Below are 22,208 nucleotides of genomic sequence, written 5' to 3'. Positions count from 1 at the left end.
CCGCGAGTTGGACCTCAGCTCAGGGTCTTGAGCGCCGCCGCGTCGTACGCCGCCAGCTCGTCGACGCGGCCGGACAGCACCTTGGCCGCCCACTCCGGGTCCTGGAGCAGGGCACGGCCGACGGCGACCATGTCGTACTCCTCGCGCTCCAGGGCGTCCAGGAGGTCGTCGAAGCCCTTGACCGCGGAGCCCTCGCCGACGAAGGCCCTGATGAAGTCGCCGTCGAGGCCGACCGAGCCGACGGTGATCGTGGGCTTGCCGGTCAGCTTCTTCGTCCAGCCGGCCAGGTTGAGGTCGGAGCCGTCGAACTCCGGGATCCAGTAGCGGCGGGTGGAGGCGTGGAAGGCGTCGACGCCGGCCGCGGCGAGCGGGGTCAGGATGGCCTCCAGCTCCTCCGGGGTCTCGGCGAGGCGGGCGTCGTAGGCCTCCTGCTTCCACTGCGAGTAGCGGAAGATGACCGGGAAGGACGACGAGACCGACTCCCGTACGGCGGCCACGATCTCGGCCCCGAACTGCGTACGGGCGACCGGGTCACCGCCGTACGCGTCCGTGCGGCGGTTGGTGCCCTCCCACAGGAACTGGTCGACCAGGTAGCCGTGAGCACCGTGGATCTCCACGCCGTCGAAGCCGATGCGCTCGGCGGCCGCGGCGGCCTCGGCGAACGCGCCGATGACGTCGTCCAGGTCCTGCCGGGTCATCGCCTTGCCGGTGGCCTCCGTGGCGCCGATGCGCAGACCGGAGGGGCCGACGGCGGGGGCGTCGGCGACCGGCGGCTGCCCCTGCTCGCGCACCATGCCGATGTGCCACAGCTGCGGGACGATCGTGCCACCCGCCGCGTGCACCGCCTCGGCGACCTTGCCCCAGCCCTCGAGCTGCTCCGCACCGTGGAACCGGGGGACCCTGTCGCTCTGCCCGGCCGACTCGTGGCCGACGTACGTGCCCTCGGTGACGATCAGGCCGACGCCGGCCGCGGCGCGACGGGCGTAGTACGAGCGCACGTCCTCGCCGGGGATGCCGCCCGGGGAGAACATACGGGTCATCGGCGCCATCGCGATGCGGTTCGGGACGGTGAGGCCGTTGATCACGGTCGGCCGGGACAGGATCTGGGCCGCACGTGAGGCGGGGGTCTCGGTGACGGTCACGTCTGGGGCTCCTCGGGGTGGGACTGCTAACCGGTTGGTATGTGCGCGCGCATTGTTGCACCTACTTAAACAACCGGCTATGCCGTCCCACACATTCCCAGTCCCGCCGAGCCCGGCTGTGACACCGGACACCTACACCCATCCCGCCTCCTGCGCCCCGTCCCGGAGAATGTCCGTATGCCGAAGCCCTCGCTGGTCTCCGTGAGCACGTTGGAGCGCTCTACCGTCGTCGCCAACAACACGATGAACCGCGAGCGCGGACTCGCCGGCGTCAACAGCTACGCCCGCGAGCTGGGCTTCGACCCCCTGGCCCGGCTGGCCGCCCGCCCCGCCGCACCCTCCTGGCTCGACCTGTGCAGCGGCGAGGGCCGTGCCCTGCGGGAGGCCGCCCGGGCGCTGCCCGGCGACGCGGTGCTCACCGGCGTCGACCTGGTCGGCCCGCTCGCCCCCGTGCCGGCCCCGCCCACGGTTACGGAGATCGTGGCCTCCGTGTCGTCGTGGACCCCGACCAGAACCTACGACCTGATCACCTGCGTCCACGGCCTGCACTACATCGGCGACCAGCTCGGCCTTCTCGCCCGCGTCGCCTCCTGGCTCGCCCCCGACGGACTGTTCACCGCGCACTTCGACCCGGAGTCGGTTCGCTGGGCCGACGGCTCGGCGGCGGGGCGGGCGGCGGTCTCGGCGCTGCGGTCGGCCGGCTTCCGCTACAGCGCCCGCCATCATCGGCTGACACTCGAGGGCGCACGCGAACCGTCCCTCCCGTTCCGCTACCTCGGCGCCGACCCGGCCGCCGGGCCCAACTACACGGGCCGGCCCGCCGTCGGCTCCCACTACGGCCACCCCTGAAACGCCCGAGGGCGGCACCCCCCGTCGGAACAGGAAGTGCCGCCCTCGGTAAGGACGTTGATCAACCGGAGGTCGAAGCCCCCGAGGTCGATCAGAAGTCCATGTCACCGCCCGGCATGCCGCCACCGGCGGGCGCGGCGGCCTTCTCCGGCTTGTCGGCGATGACGGCCTCGGTGGTGAGGAACAGCGCGGCGATCGACGCGGCGTTCTGCAGCGCGGAACGCGTCACCTTCGCCGGGTCGATGATGCCCTCGGCGATCATGTCGACGTACTCGCCGGTCGCGGCGTTGAGGCCGTGGCCGACCGTCAGGTTGCGCACCTTCTCGACGACGACGCCACCCTCGAGACCACCGTTGACGGCGATCTGCTTCAGCGGGGCCTCGAGCGCGAGCTTCACGGCGTTGGCGCCGGTCGCCTCGTCACCCTCGAGCTCCAGCTTCTCGAACACCTGGGAGGCCTGCAGCAGGGCCACGCCACCACCGGCGACGATGCCCTCCTCGACGGCCGCCTTGGCGTTGCGCACGGCGTCCTCGATGCGGTGCTTGCGCTCCTTGAGCTCGACCTCGGTCGCGGCACCGGCCTTGATGACGGCGACGCCACCGGCGAGCTTCGCCAGGCGCTCCTGGAGCTTCTCGCGGTCGTAGTCCGAGTCGCTGTTCTCGATCTCGGCGCGGATCTGGTTCACACGGCCCGCGACCTGCTCGGAGGAGCCGGCACCGTCGACGATGGTGGTCTCGTCCTTGGTGATGACGACCTTGCGGGCCTTGCCCAGGAGGTCCAGGGAGGTGTTCTCGAGCTTGAGACCGACCTCCTCGGAGATGACCTCGCCACCGGTGAGGATGGCGATGTCGTTCAGCATGGCCTTGCGACGGTCACCGAAGCCCGGGGCCTTGACGGCGACGGACTTGAAGGTGCCGCGGATCTTGTTGACGACCAGGGTCGACAGGGCCTCGCCCTCGACGTCCTCGGCGATGATCAGCAGCGGCTTGCCCGACTGCATGACCTTCTCCAGGAGCGGGAGCAGGTCCTTGACGGAGCCGATCTTGGAGTTGGCGATCAGGATGTACGGGTCGTCGAGCGACGCCTCCATCCGCTCCATGTCGGTGGCGAAGTACGCCGAGATGTAGCCCTTGTCGAAGCGCATACCCTCGGTGAGCTCCAGCTCCAGACCGAAGGTCTGGGACTCCTCGACGGTGATGACGCCTTCCTTGCCGACCTTGTCCATCGCCTCGGCGATGAGCTCGCCGATCTGGGTGTCGGCGGCGGAGATGGAGGCCGTGGAGGCGATCTGCTCCTTGGTCTCGACGTCCTTCGCCTGCTCCAGCAGGGCGGCGGAGACGGCCTCGACGGCGCGCTCGATACCGCGCTTGAGGGCCATCGGGTTGGCGCCGGCGGCTACGTTGCGCAGGCCCTCCTTGACCAGGGCCTGGGCGAGAACGGTCGCGGTGGTCGTACCGTCACCGGCGACGTCGTCCGTCTTCTTGGCGACTTCCTTGACCAGCTCGGCGCCGATCTTCTCAAACGGGTCCTCGAGCTCGATCTCCTTGGCGATGGAGACACCATCGTTGGTGATCGTGGGGGCGCCCCACTTCTTCTCGAGGACGACGTTGCGGCCCTTGGGGCCGAGCGTCACCTTCACGGCGTCCGCGAGCTGGTTCATGCCGCGCTCGAGGCCGCGCCGCGCCTCCTCGTCGAACGCGATGATCTTGGCCATGTGAAGTGGTCCCTCCAGGACTGGGGGTGATTCCTTCGGACCGCGCCCGCGCCCGCGACGGACGGCTCGCATGCCTTGTGGTTCCTTGCCCCACCCGGCCTGCGGGCCTCACCGACCCGGTCCTCTTTTGTCACTCTCACCTTCAGAGTGCTAACGCCAATGATTAGCACTCGGCCCATGCGAGTGCAAGCGGCTCTCGGGGATCGGGCGGGGCGCTCCGCCGGGCGCGAACAGGGCGCGAAGGGGGCTCGGACGGGGCTCGGACAGGTTCTGAACATGGCGAAGGGCCCGCACCCCGGGGGGTGCGGGCCCTTCGAAGAAGAACGTCGCTGCTGTTAAGTCGACGCGTGCTTCAGGTGGTCGCCAGCCGGACCATGTCCGCCTGCGGCCCCTTCTGGCCCTGCGAGATCTCGAAATCGACCCGCTGACCTTCCTCCAGGGTGCGGTACCCGTCCATCTGGATCGCGCTGTAGTGGACGAAAACATCCGCACCACCGTCGACCGCGATGAAGCCGTACCCCTTCTCCGCGTTGAACCACTTGACGGTGCCCTGAGCCATGCCTAACTCCCCTATTACTGGCCCTTGCACAGATCCACACTTCGCGGATCCGGGTCAGACCTCACCCCCCATCGGTCGGGGGCGTGCGCCGGAACGCGTCGACCGCGGCTGAATGTATCTGCCCAACTGCCGTCTGCAACAGGTCAATCGGACGAGAAATCCGGGCACGACCGGTCGGGAATGTGGGGACAATTCCGCTGACTTCAGGTCAAGTCGGGCCCGGCAAAGGGAACAAAAGCCGCAAAAAACCCGCACACTTTGGCTACTTCTTGTCGGGCTTACGGCAGAAATCAAGAGCTATACGAGGGCTACCGACCCGTGGATCGGCGGCATGTTCCCCAACTGTACCTCGCTCAACCACACAGAATTGCCCCCTCCGCTTCTCTCACGGAGGGGGCAATTCGGTGAACTCTTAGTGACTGGGGTTACCGATGGTAATGATCGGTCATTCGGTCACCCCGTCATCGGCCGCCGTCAGCCGCCGGCGACGGCCGGGATGATGGAAACGCCCGCGCCGTCGGGGGTGGCCGTCTCCAGCCCCTGCTCGAAACGGACGTCGTCGTCATTGACGTACACGTTGACGAACCGACGCAGCTTGCCCTGGTCGTCGAGAACCCGGGCGGCGATCCCGGTGTGGTTCTTCTCCAGGTCGGCGATGACCTCGGCGAGGTTGCCACCCTCGGCGGCGACCTCGGCCTGCCCGCCGGTGTAGGTGCGCAGGATGGTGGGGATACGGACGGTCACGCTCATGATGCGAGGCCAGCCTCTCGGAAGGAGTCCAGGTTCGGGCGGATGGTGGCGGTGAGGCCGGTGCCGGCCACCGCGTCGAGGGTCTTGAGGCCGTCGCCCGTGTTCAGGACGACGGTGGTCTTCGTGGGGTCGAGGAGGCCATTCTCGATCAGCTTCTTCGTGACGCCCACCGTGACGCCGCCCGCCGTCTCGGCGAAGATGCCCTCCGTGCGGGCCAGGATCTTGATCGCGTCGACGATCTGCTCGTCGTTGACGTCCTCCACCGCACCGCCCGTGCGGCGCGCGATGTCCAGGACGTACGGGCCGTCGGCCGGGTTGCCGATCGCCAGCGACTTGGCGATGGTGTTCGGCTTCTGCGGCCGGACGACCTCGTGGCCCGCCTTGTACGCGACGGACACCGGGGAGCACCCCTCCGCCTGCGCACCGAAGATCTTGTACGGCTTGTCCTCGACGAGCCCGAGCTTGATCAGCTCCTGCAGCCCCTTGTCGATCTTCGTGAGCTGCGAACCGGACGCGATCGGGACGACCAGCTGGTCCGGGAGCTGCCAGCCGAGCTGCTCGCAGATCTCGTACGCGAGCGTCTTCGACCCCTCCGCGTAGTACGGCCGCAGGTTGACGTTGACGAAGCCCCAGCCCTCGCCGGCCGGGTCGCCGATCAGCTCGGAGCAGAAGCGGTTCACGTCGTCGTAGTTGCCCTCGATGCCGACGAGCTCGCCGCCGTAGACCGCGGCCATGACGACCTTGCCCTGCTCCAGGTCGTGCGGGATGAACACGCAGGAGCGGAACCCGGCGCGGGCGGCGGCGGCGCCGACGGCACCCGCGAGGTTGCCGGTCGAGGAGCAGGAGAGGGTGGTGAAGCCGAAGGCGCGGGCGGCCTCCAGGGCCTGCGCGACGACGCGGTCCTTGAAGGAGTGCGTCGGGTTGCCCGAGTCGTCCTTGACGAACAGTTTGCCGGCGTCGACGCCGAGCTCACGGGCGAGGTTGTCGGCCTGGACGAGCTTGGTCCAGCCGGGGTTGATGTTCGGCTTGGTCGCCACGTCGGCCGGGACGGGGAGGAGCGGCGCATAGCGCCAGATGTTCGCGGGACCCGCCTCGATCTGCTTGCGGAGCTCCTCGGCGTCGTAGGCCGAGAAGTCGTAGGCGATCTCCAGCGGGCCGAAACACTCCTCGCACGCGAAGACCGGTCCGAGGGGTACCCGGTGACCGCACTCACGACAGGACAGCGCGGCGGCGGGGCCGAGGTCTACGGTGGAATCGGTGCTGCTTGCAACAGTCTGCACAGCCATGTGAGGCGAGGCCCTTTCTCCTCATCTTCCTCACGACGCATCTCGCCGTGAGACGGATTTGGCACCTTCCCAAGCCGGGAGCCTCGCCACATCAACGTGACAAGACCGGCTGGAGGGTTGCCGGGGCTTCATCGGGCCGTTTCCCTCTGCCCCTCTGGATGAGCTGTATGCGGTTGTTAACAACGGCCGACCTCGGACATGCGATGGTCATCCGCGTTGTTCAAGACTGTAACCGAAGGCCAGGACAGTTGAGATAGTCGTCCGAACCGCGAGATGGATCACACGATTACCTGCTGTGATCACGACAGTGAGGAGCAACAGACTGTGCTGGAAGAAGCCGAGCGCTGGCTGAGCACCCGCTCCTGGTCCGTGACCGATCGTCCACTCCATCAGATACTCGCCGCCAAGCAGCGTACGGGCCAGTCGGTCTCCGTCGTACTGCCGGCGCTCAACGAGGAGGAGACGGTCGGCGACATCGTCGCGATCATCCGTCACGACCTCATGCAGCAGGTCCCGCTGGTCGACGAGATCGTCGTCGTCGATTCCGGGTCCACCGACCGCACCTCGGAGGTGGCCGCCGCAGCGGGCGCGACCGTCGTGCACCGGGACGACATCCTCCCGCGCGTCCCGACCGTGCCCGGCAAGGGCGAGGTCCTGTGGCGCTCCCTGCTGGTCACGAGCGGGGACATCGTCTGCTTCATCGACGCCGACCTGAAGGAGTTCTCCTCCGACTTCGTCTCGGGCATCGTCGGCCCACTGCTCACCAACCCCGAGGTCGACCTGGTCAAGGGCATGTACGACCGCCCGCTCGGCGGCGCGGCGGGGCAGGGCGGACGGGTCACCGAGCTGATGGCCCGCCCGCTGCTGAACATGCACTGGCCGCAGCTGGCCGGTTTCGTGCAGCCGCTGGGCGGCGAGTACGCGGCCCGCCGCAGCCTGCTGGAACAGCTCCCGTTCCCCGTCGGATACGGCGTCGAGCTGGGCATGCTCATCGACGCGCTGCACCTGGTGGGACTGGACGCGCTGGCCCAGGTGGACGTGGGTGTGCGCAAGCACCGGCACCAGGACGGGCAGGCGCTCGGCCGGATGTCCGCCGCGATCTACCGCACGGCGCAGCTGCGGCTGGCCCGCGGGCATCTGATCCGGCCGTCGCTCACGCAGTTCGAGCGGGGCGAGGACGGGTTCGAGCCGCGCACGTACTCCGTGGACACCGAGGAGCGGCCGCCGATGGTGGAGATCGCGGAGTATGCGACGCGGAAGGTCGCGTAAACGCCGGAAACCGGCCGTATACAGGGAGTACAAGGGCCCTCCACTGAGCGGAACCGCACGTTTGAGCGTTTCCGGGGAGGGCTAGGTAGAGGCGTATGGCTTCCACGCAGGATGCGCCGGGTGCGCAGGGTGCTGCCAAGGTGCTGGTCGCTTCGAACCGCGGCCCGGTCTCGTACGAGGTGCGCGACGACGGTTCCTTGCACTCCAAGAGAGGCGGCGGCGGAGTCGTCTCCGGGCTGTCGGCGATCGGGCCGGACGCGGGCGCCCTGTGGGTGTGCTCGGCGCTGTCCGACGGGGACCGTGAGGCGGTGCGGCGCGGGGTCGGCGAGGACGGCGTGCTGATGCTGGACATCCCGGCCGACGTGCACGCCGACGCGTACAACGGCATCGCCAACTCGGTCCTGTGGTTCGTCCACCACATGCTGTACCAGACGCCGCTGGAGCCGGTCTTCGACGCGGAGTTCCGGCGCCAGTGGGCGTCGTACGAGACGTACAACCGCGCGTTCGCTCAGGCGCTGGCCGGGCGGGCGGCGCCGGGGGCGGCGGTGCTCGTCCAGGACTACCACCTGACGCTGGTGCCGGGAATGCTTCGCGAACTACGCCCTGACCTGCGCATCGGTCACTTCTCGCACACGCCGTGGGCGCCGCCGGAGTACTTCCGGATGCTGCCGGACGACATCCGCTCGCAGGTCCTGCGCGGGATGCTCGGCGCGGACCGGCTGGGGTTCCTCACCCGGCGGTGGGCGGACGCGTTCGAGGCGTGCTGTACGGAGTTCGCCGGCGGGCTCGGGGATACGCGTGTCGGTGTGCACGGCCTGGGCGCGGACGCGGACTTCCTGCGGGCGCGGGCCCATCAGGCGGACGTGGCCGAGCGGATGGCGGCGCTGAAGGACGAGATCGGCACGGCGGCGGACGGGCGTCCCCGGCGGACGATCGTGCGGGTCGACCGGACAGAACTGTCCAAGAACATCGTCCGCGGCCTCCTCGCCTACCGACAACTGCTGGACGACCACCCCGAGTGGCACGAGCGCGTGGTGCACGTGGCCTTCGCGTACCCCTCGCGGCAGGACCTAGCGGTGTACCGGGACTACACGGCCGAGGTCCAGCGCCTGGCCGAGGAGATCAACTCCGACTACCGCACCCCGACCTGGACCCCGGTCGTCCTCCACGTCAAGGACGACTTCGCCCGCTCCCTTGCCGCATACCGGCTCGGCGACGTGGCCCTGGTCAACCCCATCCGCGACGGCATGAACCTCGTCGCCAAGGAGGTACCGGTCGTCTCCGACGAGGGCTGCGCGCTGGTCCTCTCACGAGAAGCAGGCGCCTTCGAGGAACTGGGCGAGGACGCGATCACGGTCAACCCGTACGACGTGATCGACACGGCGCGTGCGCTGCACGAGGCCCTGTCCATGGGCCCGGAGGAACGAACGGAGCGCTCGAAGCGGCTGGCCGCGGCGGCGACGGCACTGCCACCGGCGCAGTGGTTCCTGGACCAGTTGAACGCGCTGGAGGAGGGGGCGGCCGGGCGGCCTGCCTGAGCCCGTCGGCCGCCCCGGCCCAGCGGCCCACCCAGGCCGCGAGCGGTCAGGTCAGGTCAGGGCACGTCACGTCGACTGGTCCGCGAGCGCCCGCAGCAGTCGTACGACCCCCTCCGGGCCGTCGACCACGATGTCCGCCCGCTCCGACAGTTCGGTGACCTCCTCGCTGCCGCTGCAGACCAGGAGGCCGGGGGTGCCGGTGGAGCGGAGGTTTTCGATGGCGGTGTAAGCGGGGAGGTCGCCGAGGTCGTCGCCGGCGTAGAGGACCGACTCGGCGCCGAGGTCACGGAGATAGTCGAGCAGGGCCACGCCCTTGTCCATGCCGGGTGGGCGGAGTTCGAGGACCAGGCGGCCCGGTTCGACGATGAGGCCGTGGTAGGTGGCGAGGTCGGTGAGGGGTGCGCGGAGGGCGTCGAAGGTTCCCTGGGGGTCGGCCGCTCGGCGCGTGTGCACGGCGAGGGCGTGTCCCTTGTCCTCGATCCAGGTGCCCTGACCTGCACTGTTGTCGGCGAGGACGCCCGGCAGCCCGACGCGGACGGCTGCGACGCCGGGGTGGGGGTCGGGGGCGGTGACCTCACCGCTGACGGCGTCCCAGCGCTCGGCGCCGTAGTGCCCGAGCACGACGAGGTGCTCCAGCCCCGGGACCCCGGCGAATCCGCCGTACCGCACGGCGACGTCGGCCGGGCGCCCGGTGATCACCGCGACGGCGGCCACCTTCGGGGCGAGCGCCGTGAGGGCCGGGAGGGCGTCGGGGTGGGCGCGGGCCTGCTCCGGGTCGGGCACGATCGGCGCGAGCGTCCCGTCGAAGTCGAGCGCGACCAGCGCCCGCGAGGGGTGGGCGAGGATGGCGGCCAGGCCGTCGCGGCCCGGCTTGGTCGTGGGTGTCGGCAGGGGGCCGGGGTGGGAGTGGGGGTCCATGGTCGGGTCCTGGTGACTGGCCATACGGCGACCCTATCCAGGGAGCCCCCGACGTACCCCTCGTCCAGGAAGCCCCTCACCTCTCCGCCCGCCGCGCCTCCCGTACCCTCCGCAGACGGTTCACCGTCACCGGGTCGTGGGCCAGGGCCCGTCGGTCGTCCAGCAGGGCGTTCAGGAGCTGGTAGTAGCGGACGGGGGCCAGGCCCAGTTCCTCGCGTATCGCCCGCTCCTTGGCGCCGGGGCCCGGGAAACCCCGGCGTTCCAGGGCGAGGATGGCCTGCTCGCGGTCGGCGAGGGAGGCCGCCGCGGCCTCGGGCCGGTCGTGGCTTTGGTCCTCGTCCCGGTCCGGGTCCATGTCCCGGTCCCGGTCCTCGTCCTGGTTCATGTGTCGCACCGTAGTCCCCGCCACCGACAACCGCCCCGCCCCTCCCCTCGACAACCGGCGACCGGCGACTACCCCGCACTCTCCTCCCGCGTAGCCGTCGACTGCAGCTGCCCCAGGATCGCCGACGGGCTGCCGCCGGACGCGACCGTCCTGCCGATGCGCTGCTTGATGTCCGCGCTGATCGCGGCCCAGGAGGTCCGGCCGACCGGGTAGAGCTCGGAGACCGGGAGTTCCTCGAGGAACGGCTTGAGGTCGGCGTCCCTCTTGGCCTCGGTCATCACCGTGGACGCGGAGTTCGTGACGGGAAGGAGGTCGTACTCACGGGAGAAGTCCAGGACGTTCTCCTTGGCGTAGACGAAGTCGAGGAACTCGCCCACCTGTTCGGCATGCCCGTTCTGCTTGAAGGCCAGCATCCAGTCGGCCACACCCATGGACATCTTGGTGGGCCCGTCGGCTCCGGGCATCGGCACCATGCCGAACTTCACGCCCTTCTTCTCGGCCATCTGCATCAGCGAGGGGTGGCCGTTGAGCATGCCGACATCCCCGGCCGCGAAGGCGGTGAACGCGTCCGCCCGGTTGAGCTCGCCGGGCGCCACCGGCCCCGTCAGCCCCTTGCCGACCAGGTTGTTCTTGAGCCAGTTGAAGGTGGCGACGTTCTCCGTGGAGTCGATGCTGTACGTGCCGAGGTCGGTGTCGGTGTAGCCGCCCCCGCCGCTCAGCAGCCACTGCATCGTCTCGGCCTGCGCCTCCTCGGGACCGAGCGGCAGCGCGTACGGGTACTTCACGCCCTGCGCCTTGAGCGCCTCGGCGTCGGCGGCCAGCTCCTTCCAGGTGGTCGGCGCGGTGAGGCCGGCCTTCTCGAAGAGGGTCTTGTTGTAGAAGAGCAGGCGGGTGGAGGAGGCGAACGGAATGCCGTACTGCACCCCGCTCACCTGCCCGGCGTTCGCGAGCTGCGAGACGAAGTCGGCCTGGACGGGGATCGAGAGCAGGTCGTCGGCCTGGTAGAGGAGGTCCTTCGCGGCGTAGTCGGCGTACGCGCCGATCTGCGCCATGTCCGGCGCCTCGTCGGCGGCGACCATCCCCTTGACCTTGGCGTCGACGTCGTTCCAGGAGTACACCGTGACGTCGATCGTGACGCCGGGGTGCTCGGCCTCGTACGCCTGGACGAGCTTGTCCCAGTATTTCTGGGAGCTGTTCGCCTGGCTGTCCCCGTACTCCGCGGCGACCAGCCTCAGCGTCACCTCGTCCGAACCACCGGTCACCCCGCAGCCGCCCAGAACCACCGTCAGGCCCAGCGCGGACACCGCCGCGATAGTTCCCGTACGAACCGTACGCCTACGCCGCTGCACGCCAACCCGCCCTACACCCATGTTCGAAACTTTCGAAACGTCATACATATTGCCCCCATAAGGTCTACACCACGTAAGTGGACTAGACCTCTCGCGGGTGCGCAAGACACACTGTCCCCCGTGAGACATGTCATCGCCCTCGATGTGGGCGGCACCGGGATGAAGGCAGCCCTGGCGGGAGCGAGCGGCGAGCTGCTCCACCAGGCCCGCCGCCCGACCGGCCGCGAGCGCGGACCGGACGCGGTCGTCGACGGCATCCTCGACTTCGCCGCCGAGCTGCGCGCGCACGGCGAGCGGCACTTCGGCGAGCCCGCGGTCGCCGTCGGCGTCGCCGTCCCCGGCATCGTCGACGAGGAGCGGGGCATCGCCGCCTACGCGGCCAACCTGGGCTGGCGGGACGTACCCCTGCGCCGACTGCTCACCGAACGGCTCGGCGGCCTCCCCGTCGCCCTCGGCCACGACGTGCGCACCGGCGGTCTCGCCGAGGGCCGGATCGGCGCGGGCCAGGGCGCCGACCGCTTCCTCTTCATACCGCTCGGCACCGGGATCGCCGGCGCCATCGGCATCGACGGCCGGGTGGAGGCGGGTGCGCACGGCTTCGCGGGCGAGATCGGCCACATCGTCGTACGGCCCGGGGGTGCCCCCTGCCCGTGCGGGCAGCGCGGCTGTCTGGAGCGGTTCGCGTCCGCGGCGGCGGTGAGCGAGGCATGGGCCGCCGCCTGCGGGGACCCGGAAGCGGACGCCGCCGACTGCGCCAAGGCCGTCGCGTCCGGCGACCCGAACGCCGTACGGATCTGGCAGGAGGCCGTGGACGCCCTCGCCGACGGCCTGGTCACCGCCCTCACCCTGCTGGACCCCCGCACCCTGATCATCGGTGGCGGCCTCGCCGAGGCGGGGGAAACCTTGTTCACACCGCTGCGGGAGGCCGTCCAGCGGCGGGTCACGTTCCAGAAGCTGCCGTCCATCGTCCCCGCGGCCCTCGGAGACACGGCCGGTTGCCTCGGCGCCGGCCTCCTGGCCTGGGACCTCCTCGACCAAACCGACCGTACGGAGGTAACCCCCTGATGGCGAACGCCCTAGGGGCGCGGGGAACTGCGCGACCAGCCACACACAACCCGCACCCCGCAACCGACAAGGCGCCCCTCATCCTGTCCGGCGCCGACGTGGTCATGCCGACGGGAACCCTCAAAGAGGGCAGGCTGATCGTCGACGGCACCCGCATCGCCGCCACAGCCCCGGAGAACGCTCACCGCATCGACCTCACCGGCCACTACGTAGTGCCCGGTTTCGTCGACATCCACAACCACGGCGGCGGCGGAGCCTCGTTCACTTCAGGCACGCCGGACGACGTGGTCACCGGCATCCACACCCACCGCCTGCACGGCACCACCACCCTCGTCGCCTCCACCGTCACCGGCGACATGGACTTCCTGACCCAGCGGGCCGGCCTCCTCTCCGAGCTCGCCGAGCAGGGCGACATCGCCGGCATCCACTTCGAGGGCCCGTTCATCTCCCCGTGCCGCAAGGGCGCGCACTCCGAGGAGCTGCTGCGCGACCCCGACCCGGCGGACGTACGCAAGCTCATCGACGCGGCGCGCGGCCACGCGACGATGGTCACCCTGGCCTCCGAACTGCCGGGCGGCATCGACTCCGTACGCCTCCTCGCCGACCACGGCGTCATCGCGGCGATCGGGCACACGGACGCGACGTACGAGCAGACGGTGGAGGCGATCGAGGCGGGCGCGACGGTGGCCACCCACCTCTTCAACGCGATGCCGCCGCTCGGCCACCGCGAGCCGGGCCCGATCGCGGCCCTGCTGGAGGACGAGCGGGTGACGGTCGAGCTGATCAACGACGGCACGCACCTGCACCCGGCCTCCCTGCAGCTGGCGTTCCATCACGCGGGCGCGGACCGGGTCGCGTTCATCACGGACGCGATGGACGCGGCCGGCTTCGGCGACGGCCGCTACATGCTCGGCCCGCTGGAGGTGGACGTGGCCGACGGCGTGGCGCGCCTCGTCGAGGGCGGCTCGATCGCGGGGTCCACCCTCACCCTGGACCGCGCCTTCAAGCGGGCGGTGACCATCGACCGGCTGCCGGTCGAGGACGCGGTCGCGGCCCTGTCCGCCAACCCCGCCAAGCTGCTCGGCCGCTACGACCGCATCGGCTCGCTGGAGCCCGGCAAGGACGCCGACCTGGTCGTGCTGGACTCCGACTTCGAGCTCAAGGGCGTGATGCGCCGGGGCGAATGGGTGGTCGATCCCCAACTGGGGTGATCTGTCCTTCTGTTGGGGGCGGCGGTTGTCCTGGGAGACTGGGACGGCCGCCGCCCGTTTGGCATGATCAGGCCTCCGGGCGGAGCGTCCGGCAGCCAGACGGCGAACACATTCCGAACTTCGGGGGAGGTCGGCCACAGGTGATCCTCACGGTCACGCTGAACACCGCTCTCGACATCACCTATCGGGTACGGGCGTTGCGGCCCCACGCCTCCCACCGGGTCTCCGAGGTGACCGAACGCCCCGGCGGCAAGGGCCTGAACGTGGCCCGGGTGCTGGCGGCCCTCGGCCACGAGGTGACGGTCACGGGCTTCACGGGCGGCGCGACGGGCCGTGTCGTACAGGAGCAGCTCACGGCCACACCCGGCGTGGTGGACGCGCTGGTCCCGGTGACGGGAGCGACCCGGCGCACGATCGCCGTGGTGGACGCGCACACCGGCGACACGACCCAGCTCAACGAGCCCGGCCCGACGATCACGCCCGCCGAGTGGTCCGCCTTCCAGGAGGCGTACGGCGACCTGCTCGCGTCGGCGTCCGCGGTGGCTCTGTGCGGCAGCCTGCCGCCGGGCGTGCCGGTGGGGGCGTACGCCGGTCTGGTACGCGCCGCGAAGGCCGCCGAGGTGCCCGTCCTGCTGGACACCAGCGGTGAGGCGCTGCGGCGGGGCGTCGCCGCTCGCCCGGACATCATCAAGCCCAACGCCGACGAGCTGGCCGAACTCACCGGCTCCCACGAGCCGATGCGCGCCACGCAGGACGCCCGCAGGCGGGGCGCCCGGGCGGTGGTCGCCTCCCTCGGCGCGGCGGGCCTGCTCGCCCTGACCTCCGAGGGCCGCTGGCGAGCCACCCCGCCCGCGCGCGTACACGGCAACCCGACGGGCGCGGGCGACGCGGTGGTCGCGGGCCTGCTGTCGGGGTTGGTGGAGCGGCTGCCGTGGCCGGACCGGCTGGCCCGAGCGTCGGCGCTCAGCGCGGCGAGCGTGCTGGCGCCGGTGGCGGGGGAGTTCGAGCGGGGGACGTACGAGGAGCTGCTGGGGCGGGTGGCGGTGACCGGGGAGGTCACCGCCGCGTGATCAGGAGCTGGACTTGACCCAGCCCTTCACGAGCCACATCTGGTCGAGCAGGGCGTCGCACTGGTTGCCCTGCTCGCAGGACACCTTGATCGTGTTGGTGCCCTTGTTGAGCTGGATCCAGTTGTAGGTCTTCGTCCAGCCCTTCTCGTAGTCGCCCTCGGCGGCGCCCGTCCAGTTCTTCAGGTCGACGGGGCTCGTGGAAGCCGTGCCGTTGACCGTGAGCGTGGCGTTCTGGTCCTTCCCCGGGACGCTGTACCCGACGAAGACGGTGTACTTGCCCTTCTTGGGGATGCCGTTCACGGTCCAGGTGACCGAGGAGCCGACCTGGTTGAAGCCGGTGACGTAGACGCCGCCGTCGGCCTGGGCGCCCTTGATGTCGGACGCGGTGGCGGCGCCGCCGCCGAGGGCGAGAGCCTTGGCGTCGATCGTCGGCAGGTTCTCCTCGGCCGCCTGGCTGTTGCTGTTCGACGGGCTGGGCGCGCTGCTCTCCTGGGACTGCGTCGGCGTCGACCCCACGTCGTTGCCCGTCTTGTCCTTGTCGTCGTCCCCGCCCAGCATGGCCACGCTGATGCCTATGACGACCGCCGCGACCACGGCGATCGCACCGATCAGCAGCCCTTTGGTGTTCGGCCCCCGGCCACGCCCGCCGCCGGACCCGCTGCCACCGCTGTACGCCGGCTGCTGCTGGGCCGTCGGTGTCCCGCCGGGGAACGTCTCCGGCGCCGAGTAGTGCGCGTTCGGCTGGCCGTACGCGCCCTGCTGCTGTGGGATCGGGCCGTTGGGCGCCGCCGGAGCCTGCTGACCGTACTGGCGCTGCCCGACCGGACGCACGCGGTTGACCGAACCCGGGTAGCCGTAGCCCCCGCCACCGGAGGGCGGCTGGGCGCCGTTGGCCTGCCCGTCGGCGTAGAGGTAGCCGAACGGGTCGTCGTCCTCGGGCGGCGTGTTCGCGCCGTTGTTGCCGGACGTCATCCCTGTGGTACTCCTCACCAGGTGCGGGCGAATGCGATAGGTCTGAAGAATGGCGAGCCTACCCGCTCCTGCTGGCCCAAACGGGTGACACAGACCGCATCAGCTCGCTGACCTGGGGGTTACCCAGCGCGTCTGTGTTGTTTGGGACGAGATCGTTTCTCTACGTACATCCGCTCGTCAGCGGACTTCAACACTTCGTCCGCAGTCATGCCACAGTGTGCCCACCCGATGCCGAAACTGGCGCCGACGCGGACCGCCCGCCCCTCGGCCCGGATCGGTTGGATGATCTCGTTGCGCAGCCGTACGGCGAGGTCCTGGGCGTCGGCCCGGCCGAGCCCGTCGGCGAGGATCACGAACTCGTCGCCGCCGAGCCGGGCGACCGTGTCGCCGTCGCGGACGCCGCGGGTGAGCCGCCTGGCCACCTCGATGAGGACCGCGTCACCCGCGTTGTGCCCGAACCGGTCGTTGATCGACTTGAAGCCGTCGAGGTCGCAGAAGAGCACCGCGAGCCCCTTGGTGCCGTCGTCGCGCCGGTCATTCTCGTCCGGGGCGACGGTGTGGACATGGTGGTCGAAGCCGTCGAACGCCGCCGCGCCCGGCCGGAAGTCGAAGCCGTGGCCGTTGGCGTCGTACACGGCCGGGTGGCCGTAGGCCGCGTCGGTGGACTCCAGGGCGCCCGCGTTGGTCGGGTGGGTGCACAGCCGGGAGGAGAGGCGGGAGCGCAGCTCGGCGGAGTTCGGCAGGCCGGTGAGCGAGTCGTGCGAGGCGCGGTGGGCGAGCTGGAGCTCGCGGCGCTTGCGGTCCTCGATGTCCTCGACGTGGGTGAGCAGGAAGCGGGGGCCGTCCGCGGCGTCGGCGACGACGGAGTTGCGGAGCGAAACCCAGACATAGGTACCGTCGCGGCGGCCGAGGCGCAGCTCCGCCCGGCCTCCTTCGGCGGACGTCCGCAGCAGCGTGCCGATGTCCTCGGGGTGGACGAGGTCGGAGAAGGCGTAGCGGCGCATCGCGGAGGCGGGGCGGCCGAGGAGGCGGCACAGGGCGTCGTTGGTGCGCAGGATGCGGCCGTGCTGGTCGCCGCCCATCTCGGCGATGGCCATGCCGGAGGGGGCGTACTCGAAGGCCTGCCTGAAGCTTTCCTCACTCGCGCGCAGGGCCTGCTGCTCGCGCTCCAGCCTGACCAGCGCCCGCTGCATATTCGCGCGTAGACGTGCGTTGCTGATGGCGATGGCGGCCTGGAACGCGTACATCTGGAGCGCCTCGCGGCCCCACGCGCCCGGCAGTCGGCCGTTGCGCGGCCGGTCCACGGACAGGACGCCGATCAGCTCACCGCAGGCGCCGCCCTGCACGCCGGGGGTGAACATCGGCGCGAAGAGGCGGTCCGAGGGGTGCCACTCGTCCTCGAAGCGGGGCGCCGGGCCGTCGGTGTACCACTGCGGGACGTCGTCGTCGTCGAGGATCCAGCCCTCGGTGTGCGGAATGAAGACCAGGTCGCCCCAGTGCTCGCCCATGCTGAGCCGACGCTCCCAGGACTCGCGGGAGCCGACACGGCCGGTGATCAGGGCCTCGGCGGCCGGGTTGCCGGCGAACGCGGCGACGACGAGGTCGCCGTCGGGGCGTACGAGGTTGACGCACGCGAGCTCGAAGCCGAGGCCGGTCACGACGCCGTCGGCGACGGTCTGCAGGGTGTCCGCCAGGCTACGGGCCGTGTTCATGTCAGCCATGACCTGGTGCAACTGTCGCAGGGTCGCAAGACGGACGTACGGCTCCGACTCGGTCTCCATGCTCGCCCTCCCCCCGAGACCTCGCAGCGAATCAAGGGTTCTACTTCGGCGTAACTTCCCTTGCTAGTTCCCCGCCACTGAATCACAGCGCGCTGCCCACTCGGTACACAGGGTCAACAATTAATGGCTCTTGTGACTCAAGTCACAGGTAAACGTGAACAATTGAGCGGAGTTTCTGCGGTTTTCCTGTGCGTTTACTGAACGCAAACTTTGTGCGTGTGTGGAGATGTCGGTCCGCGGTCCTAGGTCCGTTCTCGGGCGGAGGCCCGATGCGGGACGTGCGGAGGTGACATTAGCGTCTTCGTCGTGCCGAACACTTCGCCTCCGCCCGTGACCGCCGTCCTCCCCGCCTCCCCGAGCGGCTCCGGGCATGCTGAGGGAGTGAGCAACGACGAGTTCCGCGCCGCCATGTCGCGGCTGGCCGCGGGTGTGGTCCTGGTGACCGCGCTGGAGCCGCCGCTGGACCCGGACGACCCGCACGCTCCGGCCGGCGAGGACGTCGGCATGACCGCGACCGCGTTCATGTCGGTGTCCCTGGACCCGCCGTTGGTGCTGGTCAGCCTGCGCGAGGGCTCCCGCATGGACGACCTCCTCGACGAACAGCCCCTGTGGGCCGTCTCGGTGCTCTCCGAGCGCCAGCGCCACATCGCCGGCCGCTTCGCCATGAAGGGCCGCGTCAGCGACCGCCTGCTGTTCGCCGACATCCCCTACGTCCGCGGCAAGGAGAGCGGCGCTCCCCTGGTGGGCGGCGCTCTGGCCACCCTGGAGTGCCGCACCGAGCAGCGGGTGGCGGCCGGCGACCACACCCTGGTGATCGGCCGCGTCCTGTCGGCCTCACTGCCGAGCGCGGACGGCGGACCGCTGACGTATTTCCGGGGCCGTTACCGGCAGTTGGGATGAACTCCGTCGCACCGAACTCCACCGCACCGAACTCCGCCGACGGTTCCGGCGCGCAATTCCATGGCGGCAAATGATCACCCGCCTTACCCTGCCCGGATGACGTCGACGACTTCAACACCGCGCCTCGAAGAAATCACACCCGCGAACTTCGAGGCCGCAACCGGGATACGCGTCCGCCCCGACCAGGAATTCGCGGTCTCCCCCGTCATGCAGTCCCTCGCCGAGGCCTACGTCCACCCCACCGGCGTCGCCTGGCCCCGCCTGATCGTCGACGGCGACCGCCCGGTCGGCTTCCTGATGGCCTTCTTCGACATCGACTGGCACGGCGACGGCACCCTGTTCCGCTCGGGACTGTGGCGGCTGAACATCGCCGCCGACGAACAGGGCCGCGGATACGGCCGGTTCGCGGTCGAGTCCGTCGCCGCGGAGATCCGCCGCCGGGGCGGCAACCGCTTCTACGTCACCTGGCACCCCGGCCCGAACGGCCCCGAGAACTTCTACCTCGGCCTCGGCTTCCGCCCCGACGGCGAGACCAGCGAGGGCGAGACGGTGGGGGTGCTGGAGCTGGACGGGCCGGAGGAGGCGTAGCCGGTCGTCCACGGCGGCTCCAGGGCCCGCCCGGCGGATCAGGCCCTGGATCTCCCTGACGTCAGATCTCCCTGACGTCCAGCCGGGCCACCCGCCCGGGCTCCGTCACGATGTCGATCACGGCGATCCGATCCCGTACGAACGCAAACCTCAGCGCCCGCTCCACCCGCCCCTCGGCGAACACCACACACCCCGGCACACCGTCGACCAGCGCGGACCGCGCGACCCCGGAGAGCGGCCCGAACGTCGCCGCGCCCCGCGCCACCGCCGCCGCGCCCGTGGTCACCCCGACCTCGGTGCGCACGACGACGTCCGGGTCGAGGACGTCGAGCAGCCCCTCGAAGTCCCCCTCCCGCGCGGCGGCGAGAAACGCGTCGACGACCTCCCGCCGCCTGCGCTGCCCGGCGCCCCCGGTCTCGGGCACGTCGGCGCCCTGAACCCGGCGCCGGGCCCGGCTGGCGAGCTGGCGCGCGGCGGCGGGCGTACGGTCCACGACGTCCGCGACCTCGTCGTACGACACCCCGAACAGGTCGTGCAGCACGAACGCCAGCCGCTCGGCAGGCGTCAGGGCGTCCAGTACGACGAGCAAGGCGACGCCGACCGAGTCGGCGAGGAGGGCGTCCTGCTCGGGGTCGGGCGCGGTCGCGGAGACGGTGGGAGCGGGCGGCTCAGGCGCCGCGGCGTCCAGGGGCTCCTCCGCGCGGGACTTTCGGGAGCGCAGCATGTCCAGGCAGACCCGGCCGACGACGGTCGTCAGCCAGCCGCCGAGGTTGTCGATCCGTGTGGTGTCCGAGCGGCTCACCCGGAACCAGGCTTCCTGCACCGCGTCCTCGGCCTCGGCGGTCGAACCGAGCATGCGGTGCGCCACGGCGCGCAGATGGCCGCGGTGCGCCTCGAAACGCTGGGCAAGGAAGTCGGTGTCGTCGGCGCTCATCAGTCGCAGCCTCTCGTCGCGGTCGTCGTCGGTTGCCTGACGAATCGCGCGACGCGGATGTGACGGCGGAGCCCCTGCGCCTGGTCACACCTGCCCCAGCCGCACCCGGGCCGTTACCCCCAGTCCCGCCCGGACCGCCCCCGCTTGGTGTCGGAGCGCTGCTTCTTCTCCCTCAGCCGCCGCTCATTGATCCCGCGGGGAATCCGGGTGGGCCTGCGCGGCTTGGGCGGCGGGGCCGTCGCTTCGGCGAGGAGCGCGGCGAGGCGTACGGCGGCGGTCTCGCGGTTGCGCCACTGGGAGCGGTGCTCGGAGGCGCGCACGGTGAGGACACCGTCGACCAGCCTTCCGGCCAGCCGCTCCAGCGCCCGCCCCTTCCAGACCTCGGGCAGCGCCTCGGTCTTCGCCAGGTCGAACCGCAGCTCGGCCTGGGAGTCACTGGTGTTGACGTGCTGGCCACCCGGGCCGCTCGACCGCGAGAAACGCCACATGAGCTCGGCCTCGGGAAGCGAGACGGAGCCACGGATGACGTAGGGACCAGACATGTCCTCCATGTTCCCCGCCCTGTCCCGTCCACGTCACGCGAATATCGCCCTCGCAGCCGCTCTCGTAGCCGTCCTCCTGGCCGCTCTCGTCTCCCCTACGGGTGCTCTTTGGCAAAGAAAGTAAAGACACCTGGAACTTGAGGTACCCCTCTACGCGTTCATAGGGGTAGCTGTAGCTTCTAGCCGTACCGCAACGAGGGAAGGGACTCCCAACAATGGCTGTAAGCCTGTCCAAGGGTGGCAACGTCTCGCTCACCAAGGAGGCTCCGGGCCTGACCGCCGTCACCGTGGGCCTCGGCTGGGACGTCCGCACCACCACCGGCACGGACTTCGACCTCGACGCCTCGGCGATCGCGGTCAACCCCACGGGCAAGGTCTACTCGGACGCCCACTTCGTCTTCTTCAACAACAAGCAGACGCCGGACAACACGATCGTCCACACCGGCGACAACCGCACCGGCGAGGGCGCGGGCGACGACGAGGCGATCAACGTCAACCTGGCGGCCCTCCCGGCCGACATCGACAAGATCGTCTTCCCGGTCTCCATCTACGACGCCGAGAACCGCTCGCAGAACTTCGGCCAGGTGCGCAACGCCTACATCCGCATCCTCAACCAGGCCGGCGGCGCCGAGATCGCCCGCTACGACCTCTCCGAGGACGCGGCCACCGAGACCGCGATGGTCTTCGGCGAGCTCTACCGCAACGGCGCCGAGTGGAAGTTCCGCGCGGTCGGCCAGGGCTACGCCTCGGGCCTGGTGGGCATCGCCCAGGACTTCGGCGTGAACGTCTGAGAACCATGCCCTGACCTGGCGAAACAGGCTGCTGGGTGGTGCTGAGGCAGCACAGGATCAGCACACGATGGCCTGGTCAGCACGAAGACCCCCCAACTCACCCTTGGGGGGTCTTCTTCATGCGCGGGTGAAGGGGAGCGCTACACGGCGTCTCAGCTGCCTGCCCGGGCTGCGGTACCCGTTCGGAGAAGGTGCACGGCTCCTACCTGCGGTTCCCGGCCGATCTGCCCCGTGCCGGACAGCACGTCGTGCCTGCCTTGCGCGTCCGGCGCCACATCTGCACCGCACGGTCGTGTCCGCGCAGGATGTTCGTGGAGCAGGTGCCGGGACCGACCCGCCGCTACAGCCGGGTCACCGACGGCAGCGGGCCGCGCTGGGCGAGATCGGTCTCCACGCCCGGCTCTCCTCGCGGATACGTACCTCGCCACGCTCATGCCGGAGGCCAACGGCTCGCCTGCGCACGGCTCGACGGCTTTCCGCGCCCGCAGCAGCCCGCCGCGATCGCCGGAGGAAATGTTCTGCGACAGATGCGTCACAGATCAGGTCAAGCGGCCTGGGTGAACTTGTTCTCATGATCCGTTCGAAGTTACGTTTT

The 22,208-nt window shown here is 70.2% G+C and carries 21 protein-coding genes, 1 pseudogene and 1 riboswitch; of the genes and pseudogenes, 10 read left to right on the top strand and 12 right to left on the bottom strand.

Annotated elements, in window-relative coordinates:
• Positions 1–14: 14 nt before the first annotated feature.
• Positions 15–1,142 carry an NADH:flavin oxidoreductase gene (locus BLU79_RS05205; protein WP_093904410.1) on the bottom strand — a complete coding sequence of 376 codons (1,128 nt, stop codon included), beginning with the start codon at positions 1,140–1,142 and terminating at the stop codon, positions 15–17.
• A 177-nt stretch (positions 1,143–1,319) separates the two neighbouring features.
• On the opposite strand from BLU79_RS05205, the gene BLU79_RS05200 reads away from it, so the two are divergent.
• A complete protein-coding gene (locus BLU79_RS05200; protein ID WP_093904409.1) occupies positions 1,320–1,991 on the top strand; it encodes a class I SAM-dependent methyltransferase in 672 nt (223 codons plus the stop codon).
• A gap of 91 nt (positions 1,992–2,082) precedes the next feature.
• On the opposite strand, the gene groL is transcribed toward BLU79_RS05200, so the two are convergent.
• From groL to thrC, 4 genes are all read right to left on the bottom strand, one after another.
• A complete protein-coding gene (gene groL / locus BLU79_RS05195) occupies positions 2,083–3,705 on the bottom strand; it encodes a chaperonin GroEL (RefSeq protein ID WP_093904408.1) in 1,623 nt (540 codons plus the stop codon).
• 352 nt (positions 3,706–4,057) lie between these two features.
• Positions 4,058–4,264, bottom strand: a complete 207-nt coding sequence (locus BLU79_RS05190) for a cold-shock protein (RefSeq protein ID WP_006382349.1) — start codon at positions 4,262–4,264, stop codon at positions 4,058–4,060.
• 474 nt (positions 4,265–4,738) lie between these two features.
• Complete coding sequence (locus BLU79_RS05185) at positions 4,739–5,014, bottom strand: MoaD/ThiS family protein (protein WP_093904407.1); 276 nt, start codon at positions 5,012–5,014, stop codon at positions 4,739–4,741.
• Positions 5,011–6,300: a threonine synthase gene (gene thrC, locus BLU79_RS05180; protein ID WP_093904406.1), complete on the bottom strand. Its 1,290-nt coding sequence runs from the start codon at positions 6,298–6,300 to the stop codon at positions 5,011–5,013. The genes BLU79_RS05185 and thrC overlap by 4 nt, the downstream gene beginning before the upstream one ends.
• An 18-nt stretch (positions 6,301–6,318) precedes the next feature.
• A riboswitch (SAM riboswitch) is annotated at positions 6,319–6,465 on the bottom strand.
• A 159-nt stretch (positions 6,466–6,624) separates the two neighbouring features.
• Here thrC and BLU79_RS05175 point away from each other — a divergent pair.
• Both BLU79_RS05175 and BLU79_RS05170 read left to right on the top strand, forming a co-directional pair.
• Entirely contained in the window at positions 6,625–7,569 is a 945-nt protein-coding gene (locus BLU79_RS05175) for a glucosyl-3-phosphoglycerate synthase (protein WP_093904405.1), read from the top strand.
• Positions 7,570–7,664: 95 nt separating this feature from the next.
• Positions 7,665–9,107, top strand: coding sequence for an alpha,alpha-trehalose-phosphate synthase (UDP-forming) (locus BLU79_RS05170; protein WP_177000877.1), 1,443 nt, complete (start codon positions 7,665–7,667; stop codon positions 9,105–9,107).
• 66 nt (positions 9,108–9,173) lie between these two features.
• Here the strand turns inward: BLU79_RS05170 and otsB are convergent, their stop codons facing one another.
• The 3 genes from otsB to BLU79_RS05155 form a co-directional block, all read right to left on the bottom strand.
• Positions 9,174–10,049 carry a trehalose-phosphatase gene (otsB, locus tag BLU79_RS05165; protein ID WP_093904403.1) on the bottom strand — a complete coding sequence of 292 codons (876 nt, stop codon included), beginning with the start codon at positions 10,047–10,049 and terminating at the stop codon, positions 9,174–9,176.
• A gap of 52 nt (positions 10,050–10,101) precedes the next feature.
• Entirely contained in the window at positions 10,102–10,380 is a 279-nt protein-coding gene (locus BLU79_RS05160; RefSeq protein WP_093904885.1) for a DUF3263 domain-containing protein, read from the bottom strand.
• A 98-nt stretch (positions 10,381–10,478) separates the two neighbouring features.
• A complete protein-coding gene (locus BLU79_RS05155) occupies positions 10,479–11,759 on the bottom strand; it encodes an ABC transporter substrate-binding protein (protein ID WP_256333154.1) in 1,281 nt (426 codons plus the stop codon).
• A 120-nt stretch (positions 11,760–11,879) separates the two neighbouring features.
• On the opposite strand from BLU79_RS05155, the gene BLU79_RS05150 reads away from it, so the two are divergent.
• From BLU79_RS05150 to BLU79_RS05140, 3 genes are all read left to right on the top strand, one after another.
• Positions 11,880–12,824, top strand: coding sequence for an ROK family protein (locus BLU79_RS05150; protein ID WP_093904401.1), 945 nt, complete (start codon positions 11,880–11,882; stop codon positions 12,822–12,824).
• Positions 12,824–14,035, top strand: coding sequence for an N-acetylglucosamine-6-phosphate deacetylase (gene nagA, locus BLU79_RS05145; RefSeq protein WP_177000876.1), 1,212 nt, complete (start codon positions 12,824–12,826; stop codon positions 14,033–14,035). Before BLU79_RS05150 ends, nagA begins: the two co-directional genes overlap by 1 nt.
• 140 nt (positions 14,036–14,175) lie before the next feature.
• The gene (locus BLU79_RS05140) at positions 14,176–15,105 is read left to right on the top strand and encodes a 1-phosphofructokinase family hexose kinase (RefSeq protein ID WP_093904400.1); all 930 of its coding nucleotides are present in this window, start codon (positions 14,176–14,178) and stop codon (positions 15,103–15,105) included.
• Here BLU79_RS05140 and BLU79_RS05135 read toward each other — a convergent pair whose 3' ends face one another.
• Both BLU79_RS05135 and cdgB read right to left on the bottom strand, forming a co-directional pair.
• Positions 15,106–16,077, bottom strand: a complete 972-nt coding sequence (locus tag BLU79_RS05135) for a CBM35 domain-containing protein (protein WP_093904399.1) — start codon at positions 16,075–16,077, stop codon at positions 15,106–15,108.
• 119 nt (positions 16,078–16,196) lie between these two features.
• Complete coding sequence (gene cdgB, locus BLU79_RS05130) at positions 16,197–17,858, bottom strand: diguanylate cyclase CdgB (RefSeq protein WP_093904398.1); 1,662 nt, start codon at positions 17,856–17,858, stop codon at positions 16,197–16,199.
• A 306-nt stretch (positions 17,859–18,164) separates the two neighbouring features.
• On the opposite strand from cdgB, the gene BLU79_RS05125 reads away from it, so the two are divergent.
• A complete protein-coding gene (locus BLU79_RS05125) occupies positions 18,165–18,758 on the top strand; it encodes a flavin reductase family protein (protein WP_371131810.1) in 594 nt (197 codons plus the stop codon).
• 96 nt (positions 18,759–18,854) lie between these two features.
• Positions 18,855–19,346 carry a GNAT family N-acetyltransferase gene (locus tag BLU79_RS05120; RefSeq protein ID WP_093904396.1) on the top strand — a complete coding sequence of 164 codons (492 nt, stop codon included), beginning with the start codon at positions 18,855–18,857 and terminating at the stop codon, positions 19,344–19,346.
• Positions 19,347–19,407: 61 nt separating this feature from the next.
• On the opposite strand, the gene BLU79_RS05115 is transcribed toward BLU79_RS05120, so the two are convergent.
• Together BLU79_RS05115 and arfB are read right to left on the bottom strand one after the other, a co-directional pair.
• Positions 19,408–20,280 carry a sigma-70 family RNA polymerase sigma factor gene (locus BLU79_RS05115; RefSeq protein WP_093904395.1) on the bottom strand — a complete coding sequence of 291 codons (873 nt, stop codon included), beginning with the start codon at positions 20,278–20,280 and terminating at the stop codon, positions 19,408–19,410.
• Positions 20,281–20,393: 113 nt separating this feature from the next.
• Complete coding sequence (gene arfB / locus BLU79_RS05110; RefSeq protein WP_093904394.1) at positions 20,394–20,831, bottom strand: alternative ribosome rescue aminoacyl-tRNA hydrolase ArfB; 438 nt, start codon at positions 20,829–20,831, stop codon at positions 20,394–20,396.
• 206 nt (positions 20,832–21,037) lie between these two features.
• On the opposite strand from arfB, the gene BLU79_RS05105 reads away from it, so the two are divergent.
• Positions 21,038–21,613, top strand: a complete 576-nt coding sequence (locus tag BLU79_RS05105; protein ID WP_093904393.1) for a TerD family protein — start codon at positions 21,038–21,040, stop codon at positions 21,611–21,613.
• A gap of 167 nt (positions 21,614–21,780) precedes the next feature.
• Positions 21,781–22,188, top strand: a pseudogene (locus BLU79_RS48805) (hypothetical protein); the annotation flags it as partial.
• Positions 22,189–22,208 lie beyond the last annotated feature (20 nt).

The organism is Streptomyces sp. cf386 (assembly GCF_900103585.1).
Lineage (GTDB): Bacteria > Actinomycetota > Actinomycetes > Streptomycetales > Streptomycetaceae > Streptomyces.
Note: the sequence above shows the minus strand (reverse complement) of the source record. Positions and strands in the feature narration are given on the sequence as shown.